Below are 8,250 nucleotides of genomic sequence, written 5' to 3'. Positions count from 1 at the left end.
AATTATGCTTGCTGATAAACTTACTCCGTTTATCAACCGTTATAATGAACTTAGCGAAATGCTGAGTTCACCTGACATAACTTCTGACATCAAAAGAATGACAGAACTCTCAAAAGAACAATCTTCACTTTTACCAATCGTAGAAAAAGCAAAAGAGTATAAAACTTTAATCTCAGATATTGCTGATACTAAAGAAATGCTTAGTGATGCTGAAATGGGCGAAATGGCTAAAGAGGAACTTAAAGAGCTTGAACCACGTAAACCACTCCTAGAAGAAGATATCAAACTTCTACTTCTACCAAAAGACCCTAATGATGATAGAAATATCATCGTTGAGCTTCGTGCAGGAGCTGGTGGTGACGAGGCAGCAATCTTTGTAGGTGATCTTTTTGACGCTTATACTCGATATGCTGATGTTAAAGGCTGGAAAGTTGAACTTATGAGTACTTCTCCATCAGATGCTGGTGGATTTAAGGAAGTTATTGCACTTATTAAAGGTGATCAGGTTTATAGCAGGTTGAAATATGAAGGTGGAACTCACCGTGTTCAACGTGTTCCTGCTACAGAGTCACAAGGGCGTGTTCATACTTCAGCTATTACAGTTGCGGTTATGCCTGAAGTTGATGATGTTGAAGTTGAGATCAATGAAAATGATCTTAAGATCGATGTAATGCGTTCTTCTGGATGTGGTGGTCAGTCTGTAAATACAACTGACTCTGCTGTAAGGATTACTCACTTGCCAACTGGTTTAGTAGTAACAAATCAGGATCAAAAATCTCAACACAAAAATAGAGAAAAAGCTATGAAGGTTCTAAAAGCTAGACTTTTTGATCTTGAGATGCAAGAAGCTCAAGCTAAAGATAGTGCTACTCGCTCAGCGCAAGTTGGAACAGGCGATAGAAGTGGAAGAATTCGTACTTACAATTATCCACAAAACCGTATTAGTGATCATAGAATCACTCTTACACTTTACAGACTTAATGAAATCATGAGTGGTGGACTTCTAGATGAAGTTATAGAACCTCTTATCGCTGATCATCAAGCAAAAATCGTTGAGGCAGCTGGACTTTAAACTCTAAGCATCTAACGTAACTATATGAGCTTTGCTCATATAGGCTACTGACTAAGCAAGATTCCAATCCGTATTAAAAGTATTTTTTACTCTTCCACGAAAAGTAATTGTTCTCTCGTTCATTCCAAGATATAGCGTATCACCGCTTCTAGGATAAACTTCAATATTATTACCTACTTTTTCTTCTACATAGGCTCTGTAAAAACAAGCTGCCATTCCGGTACCGCAAGCTAATGTCTCATCTTCAACACCGCGTTCATAAGTTCTGACTTTAATGTTTTTGTCTGCATCTATAAAAGCGATATTCACATTGGCATTATATTTATATCTAAGTTCTCTAGCTTCTTCTACATCAAATGCTTCTATATTTTGCGTAAAATGAACAAGGTGAGGAACCCCAGTATCAACTAACCACCAAGTCTTGCCATTAAATTCTATATTTTTGTCTAAAATCTTAGGAGGAGTGAGTTCACTTAGAACCATATCCCCATCAACTTCAGCTTTTATAACACCTGCACCTGTTAAAAAACTCATACTACTAGATGCCAAGTTATTCACATATGCATAGTGAGCACAAGCTCGAGAACCATTTCCGCACATATCTGCATGACTACCATCAGAGTTGTAAAACTGCCATTCAAAATCATAATCGCTATTTGGAACTATTACTATTAGACCGTCAGCACCGATGCCGTCTTGACGGTGACATAACTCTTTTGCCAACTCAGTTCTATCTTCTTTTACATCTGAATGAAAGACTACAAAGTCATTTCCATTGGCACTGTATTTTGATATCATCATAAGTATTTAGCCTTTATATTCTCAACAAAATCTTCAACTTCTTGCTGAAGATGTTTTAAGTTTTTGGAGTTGTCTATAACCCAAGTAGCTTTTTTTTTCTTCTCATCTATTGGCATCTGAGAGTTTATTCTTCTGAGTGACTCTTCCTTGCTGTAGCCATTTCTCTTCATAAATCTCTCTAGCTGCACATCTAAAGGAGTATATACAACAACACTATCTTTAATGTTGTAAGAGCCTTTTTCAAAAAATAGTGGGATATCTATGAGGTAAGGAAATTTGAAACTATCTTGCTTGATGCTTCGCTTCTCTATTTCAGCTCTAATCTTAGGATGCAGATAATCCTCTAAGATTCTTTTTTGCTCATCGTCTGAGAAAACTAAACTTCCAAGCTTTGCACGGTCAACCTTAGAGCCATTGACGTACTCATTACCAAAAGTTTCTTTTACCCAAGAGACTGAAGCATCTAGTATTTCATGTGAAATGCTATCTGCATCTATGACTCTCATACCATTTAAGGCAAGTAGAGATGCTACAGTGCTTTTGCCTGTAGCTATTCCGCCTGTTAAGGCAATAGCGTATTCAAATGCCATCTAATACCTTGTTTATTAGTTTTTGATGATTCCTAAATACTCTTTACGAATATAGTTACCCATTGCGAATGAAGCTATATGAACGTCACAGTTGTAAAACTGATTGTCATCAAGCATATCAGCACGGTGCAGATTAATATCTGCAGTTGGGTGATACTCTTTAGAAGCTAAAAGAGCTGTCGAACCATTACCGATATTATACGGCATAATTACTTTAAAGTAATTTCCAAGAATTTGCATCAAAGATTTATTTGCTTCAACATCGTCTAGAGATGGATGAATAATAGAAAGCTGTCCATCCTCTTTTAAGATACGGTTTATATGTGCTATAAGTGCAGCATCTGAACTCATTTCGCAAATAACTACATCGAAAGTTGCATCTTCTAAGTTACGCAGAGCGTCTAAAGAACACTCAACTACTTGTGTATTAATGTCACTGTGCTTTAGCATTTCTTTTGCCAGTTGATCTACATTATCACTAACAATTAAAACATTTTGCGGATTTTTACTTGTACACATCGGAACATGCACCATCATTTCAGAGTAAATTAATTCTTTCATTTTAATAATTCCTTATTTAATTACCGCGATTTTAGCATATTAGGATTAATTTTACTTAATATAGATATAATTACAAAAAAATTAAGGGTATTAAATGGACTATAACAAAATCAGAAAGTTTTGTAGAGTTTTTCGTATTACTATAGGTTTAGCTTTAATCGCTGCAGGCGTAATTACAGGAATCTACTGGTTCTATCTTGGAGTTATTCCTCTTATTGCAGGTATTGCTAACTTCTGTCCACTTTGTATCATTAGCAAGAAGTGTGATCTACCAAACGATTCGGAGAAATAAATGAGTCAAATTAGTTATAAAGATGCAGGTGTTGATATAGATGCAGGTAATAGTTTCGTTGAAAATATTAAACCTTTAGTAAAATCTACAAAAATTCCAGGTGTTATGGGTGGGATAGGCTCTTTTGCCGGTGCTTTTGAGCTTCCTAAGGGTTTTAATGAGCCTGTAATGCTTGCAGCAACTGATGGCGTTGGTACAAAGCTTAAGCTTGCTATAGATAGCGGTATTCATAATACTGTAGGAATTGATCTGGTAGCTATGTGTGTAAATGACCTTCTTTGTAACTTTGGTACACCTTCTTTCTTCCTAGACTACTACGCAACAGGTAAGCTTGATGTTAATGTAGCTACTAATGTGGTTGCAGGTATCGCTGAAGGCTGTATTAGAAGCGAATGTGCGCTTATCGGTGGTGAGACTGCTGAAATGCCTGGTATGTACTCTGAGGACGATTATGACTTAGCCGGTTTTGCTGTTGGTGTAGCTGAAAAATCTGAGATGGATAGAGTTTCCCTTGTACGTGCTGGTCATAAACTTATAGCACTTCCAAGTTCTGGTCTTCACTCAAATGGTTTTTCTCTAGCACGTAAAGTTCTATTTGAAAAAATGGGTATGAAGTTTGAAGATGATTTCAATGGAAAACCACTTATAGAAACTCTTTTAGAACCAACAAATATATATGTTAAAACATTTAAAAAATTAAGAAACGAAATAGTAGCTATGGCTCATATCACTGGTGGCGGAATTGTTGAGAACTTACCTCGTGTTCTTCCTGAAAACTTAATGGCCGAAGTTCAGAAAGACTCTATTAAAGTTTTACCTATCTTCGAACTAATGTCGGAACATGTTGAGCGTGACGAGATGTTTAGAGCATTTAACATGGGTGTTGGAATGATTTTAGTTGTTGAAGATGCCAATGTTGAGAAAGTTTTATCAGAGACTGATGGTTATCTAATCGGTGAGATTAAAGAGGGTGCTAGAGAAGCTCTAATGGTTTAAGCCATCGCTTCTTTTGGCTCTTGAGAGAACCTTTATTTAAAAGGTTTTTTCAAATCTTTTTCTATAGCTCCTGGAACTGATGAAATTCTCGTAAACTCACTCAAGCTGAGTTGAGGATAAGATACCGCTAAATAAAACTTAGGTGCTAAAGCAGTTGCCTTTCCATCTTCTATAGATATACAATACGGAAGTACTGCAGCATTTGCACGACCTATCTTTTTAACAAATTTTTTAGTCTTACTTCCTATCTCATATCCAAAAAGAGTACTCTTATCAGAAAGTTTTAACTCAAAAATCAAAAGCTTACCTTTTTTATAGTTTCTTGCTTTTGCCAATAAATCCTTATGCTCTCCTTCTGCTAATTCATCAGGATCTTCATAATACGGCATTCCCATCATAAAGTGAAAATCAGCTAAATTATCGAACTCTAAACTATCTTTAGAGCCTTCTAGATTTGGAAACGCACTGTAAATCTTTTCAAACTGTTCTATAAACACATCTTCTTTGTACCAATCTTGCATAAATGCTCTTCCAAAATAAATAGGGTTAGTGACACTAACTCTTTTTTCTTTGTCATCTATAAACATTCTTAATATAGCTGCATGAGCTCTTTTAGATTTAGCACCTTCTGCTTTAAGCACTTCATTTGTAAAAATTAACGTAGTACCTTCTTTAACAGGTGAATATAAAGCAATAACCTCAAAACCAACTTCCCCAAGTTTAGCTTTAGCAACATCTACTTCTATATGTTCTCCAACCAAATAGGCACTAATTTTATCATCAGCATTTATTGATACAACCCCTAATAAAAGAAGAGTAGAATAGAGCATTGATATAAATATTTTTTTCATTTTTTTACCTTTTTGAATAAACTTAAAACAAATAGTGTTTGCTTCACTGATCTTTTATAAAACTCATCAATTTATACTTAAATCTCTTTTGCACCTAGACTAATCATAATTTTAATAATCTCTTTGTCTAAATCTTCTACTGATTTATTCATAACTTCATCTTTCATATTCAGTACAGCAGTCCAGTTTGCAAGTTTAGGCATACCTATCACTAACTTGTTTGAATCTTTTTCTATATACATATACATAGAACAAGGAGCAAATGCGCCAGCATCAGGACGACCCTTATTGAATATATTATAAGAATAAGTGAAGTGACATAGCGAATAAACAAAGTATGCGTCATATTTAGCAAACTCTAACTTTAACTCTGAATAAGACTCTTTAAAGTTTTTATATCCGGCAATAATATATTTATTTTCTTCAAATGCAGCTTCAAAACTTTCTTGAAATCCATCAATGTAATCAGCTAAATCTTCTGGTCTATCAAATGTTATCTCAAAGTTCATCATTGGTTTTTCTGGAAGAGCTGTATACTCAGTTATCTCAACTTTACCACCAATTTCTTTTTGTACTAAATCATCAAGTGCTGGGAACATAGCCGCGAATTTTGTTCTAGCAGCTTCGTCTTTAATGCCTACTACATCTAACATAACTTCAGGTACTAAATGTCCAACATATGTTTTATTTTCATTTTTCTTCTTGTATACATGAAGATTAAAAGGAGAAAAACCACCAATTTCAGGATTTGAAATAAGTATTTCTCTAAGTGCAACATCATTTGCTATAGAGAAAAAACCTAGATTATCTAAAGTCTCTTTCCAATCTGGATCATAATCTTCATTAGGTTTACCATCAATAGTTTTTTCACCATACTTTTTTTTATATGCGTCATTGATTCTTTCATGTGGATCAGATAGAACATAACCAACGCTCACTATTTTTTTATTAATCAGGCTGTTGTATCGCTCTTCAGCGTTCCCATCAACAACATTAAATCTTACAGCTTGAGCACCAAAAGCCATTGTTGCCGCCACTGACAACAGTAGTATAGTTCTTATAAGTTTTTTTATCATTAGGTTTCCTTAATTAAATTATTTGTGGTACTTATCACAAAATTATCACGAATTTCTGTATTAATTGTATCATAAAAAGTTATAAAATATGTGGATTTTAATATGTAGCTTAAAGATTATATATCAGGAGTGTAAAAACAGGATGCCGCCAAAAGAGGCGGCATTTAGAATGAAGAAGAATTTTATGTTATTCTAGTAACTAGAATGCGTAATTAAGAGCAAAGCTTAAAGCTGATTGAGAGTGCTTAGTAGTAATATCTTGACTAGCAAAGTTTTTGTACGTATTACTTACTTCTGGAGAATAAACATAAGCTAAATCAACAGAAGTTCTACTGTTAACATTATATGTACCACCTATCGTCATATGACTTTCTATTATACCAGGGAATCCAAGTAGGTTAAACGTATTAATTAAACCACTACTTGGTGCAGTAGTAGAACCAGCAAATCCACTTTGTTCTTCAATAGGACTTTTTGCATAGTTATAACCTAAACGAGCTGCCCACTTATCTGTTGCATACTCATAACCAATAACATATACATTTTGGTCTTTCCACTTAAAATCTTCATAACCTTTAGCAGCTGACCATTTAATGTTTTTATAATCTAATGCTATTGTATGCTCTTTCATTTTATAACTAACACCTAAGCCGATTTCAGCTGGAGTAGATAACTTGTCATTCGTGTATCCAGTAAGACCGAAGTTTTGCATTGCGTTAGATAATTGACCTTTATACTTCATATCAATTTGAGATTTATACGTAGCACCAACCGTAAAACCAGATGTTTTATATGATAAACCTAAGTTATACCCAAATTGTAAGTCTTGAGATACACCAGCACCTACTTGACCTGGAGTAGTACTATATTGATAGTTTATATCAAGTGCACCATACTGTAATAATGGAGTTATAGCGACACTAAAACCATTTGTAGTATATGCTAGAGGCACAGCAAATTGCATTAGCTGTAAGTTAGTAACCATTTTGAATTGTGTACCAGCACCGCCAGCAGTATTTGTAATAGAATCACGGTAATCAACACCCATACCAGCAGTTCCCCACATGCCAATACCAAAATAGAAGTTATCATTAACTTTACTCGCAATTGAAACAGAAGGTATTACGTTCATATCTGCAGCACTATCTGCACTTTCTGCACCAGCACCTAAATTTTGTGTATTAGAAACTTTTGGCATAAAAATTGTACCACCGAAAGAAACTTCAGTATCTTTAACAGAAGTAATTAAAGCAGCATTTGCTAAAGTAGACTCAGCACCGTGAGACATACCAATACCAGCTCCACCCATACCACGAGCTTTCACACCCATACCAATTAGATTTGAACCGTTTGTTGCGAATGCAGATGTTGCACCTAAAGCTAATGCAGCTACTAAAGCTAACTTGATTGTTTTTTTCATTTTCTCTCCTACGAGTAATATAAGTATTTAAAATAGATAAACTATTTCATCTGTAAGCATTATAGGAGAGTTAATTTTAACTGAATCTTAAAGAAAAAATCAGTTATATAAATTATTATTATATATCATATCCATAAAATAGCAATAATAATAAAAACATATATAAATAATAATCTTTATATATTATAGTAGATGTAATATACACAATTATAAGTTCACAATATGATTTATGATAAAAAAGATAATACAAAAAAAATATCAAAATTGTGATATTTTTCTCTAGATGTGCATATATGTAACAATAATATCACAAATAAATTACAAAAGGGTAACAAATAGATTAAATCTGTATATATATAAACATCCATAAACTAAGATATACAAGAATTAGATATTAATGATAATGTATAATTAGTATAATTGAAATACAAAGTTAGATATTAAACTAGTATATAGTTAAGTAAAATAAGTAATTAATAAAAAGGAGTTTGATAAAATAAGTTGAGAGATAAGTAAATTGATCAACTAGGCAGCGACCTACGTTTCCAACCCTGCAAGGGCAAGTATTATCAGCGATGAGAGGCTTAGCTT

9 protein-coding genes are annotated in these 8,250 nt (G+C 34.0%); 3 read left to right on the top strand and 6 right to left on the bottom strand.

What is annotated here, in order from left to right:
- Positions 1-4: 4 nt before the first annotated feature.
- The gene (gene prfA / locus ABZC13_RS13985) at positions 5-1,072 is read left to right on the top strand and encodes a peptide chain release factor 1 (protein WP_373005237.1); all 1,068 of its coding nucleotides are present in this window, start codon (positions 5-7) and stop codon (positions 1,070-1,072) included.
- Between the two features lie 51 nt (positions 1,073-1,123).
- Here the strand turns inward: prfA and dapF are convergent, their stop codons facing one another.
- The 3 genes from dapF to ABZC13_RS13970 are packed head-to-tail and all read right to left on the bottom strand — an operon-like array spanning position 1,124 to position 3,024.
- Positions 1,124-1,873, bottom strand: coding sequence for a diaminopimelate epimerase (gene dapF / locus ABZC13_RS13980; protein ID WP_373005234.1), 750 nt, complete (start codon positions 1,871-1,873; stop codon positions 1,124-1,126).
- Complete coding sequence (gene coaE, locus ABZC13_RS13975; RefSeq protein WP_373005231.1) at positions 1,870-2,463, bottom strand: dephospho-CoA kinase; 594 nt, start codon at positions 2,461-2,463, stop codon at positions 1,870-1,872. The genes dapF and coaE overlap by 4 nt, the downstream gene beginning before the upstream one ends.
- A 15-nt stretch (positions 2,464-2,478) precedes the next feature.
- Entirely contained in the window at positions 2,479-3,024 is a 546-nt protein-coding gene (locus tag ABZC13_RS13970; RefSeq protein ID WP_373005228.1) for a methyltransferase domain-containing protein, read from the bottom strand.
- A gap of 94 nt (positions 3,025-3,118) precedes the next feature.
- On the opposite strand from ABZC13_RS13970, the gene ABZC13_RS13965 reads away from it, so the two are divergent.
- Positions 3,119-3,316, top strand: coding sequence for a DUF2892 domain-containing protein (locus ABZC13_RS13965; protein WP_373005225.1), 198 nt, complete (start codon positions 3,119-3,121; stop codon positions 3,314-3,316).
- Positions 3,317-4,312 (top strand): phosphoribosylformylglycinamidine cyclo-ligase, encoded by a 996-nt coding sequence (purM, locus tag ABZC13_RS13960; protein WP_373005222.1) that lies wholly within the window; start codon positions 3,317-3,319, stop codon positions 4,310-4,312.
- 32 nt (positions 4,313-4,344) lie between these two features.
- On the opposite strand, the gene ABZC13_RS13955 is transcribed toward purM, so the two are convergent.
- The 3 genes from ABZC13_RS13955 to ABZC13_RS13945 form a co-directional block, all read right to left on the bottom strand.
- Positions 4,345-5,163 (bottom strand): hypothetical protein, encoded by an 819-nt coding sequence (locus ABZC13_RS13955; protein WP_373005219.1) that lies wholly within the window; start codon positions 5,161-5,163, stop codon positions 4,345-4,347.
- Between the two features lie 77 nt (positions 5,164-5,240).
- Positions 5,241-6,239: a hypothetical protein gene (locus tag ABZC13_RS13950; RefSeq protein ID WP_373005216.1), complete on the bottom strand. Its 999-nt coding sequence runs from the start codon at positions 6,237-6,239 to the stop codon at positions 5,241-5,243.
- Between the two features lie 199 nt (positions 6,240-6,438).
- On the bottom strand, positions 6,439-7,659 hold the full coding sequence (locus ABZC13_RS13945; protein WP_373005213.1) for an OmpP1/FadL family transporter: 1,221 nt from the start codon (positions 7,657-7,659) through the stop codon (positions 6,439-6,441).
- Between the last annotated feature and the right edge of the window lie 591 nt (positions 7,660-8,250).

It is taken from the genome of Sulfurimonas sp. (assembly GCF_041563035.1).
Classification (GTDB): Bacteria; Campylobacterota; Campylobacteria; order Campylobacterales; family Sulfurimonadaceae; genus Sulfurimonas.
The sequence above is the reverse complement of the archived record's forward strand: the minus strand, read 5'-3'. Positions and strand labels throughout refer to the sequence as shown.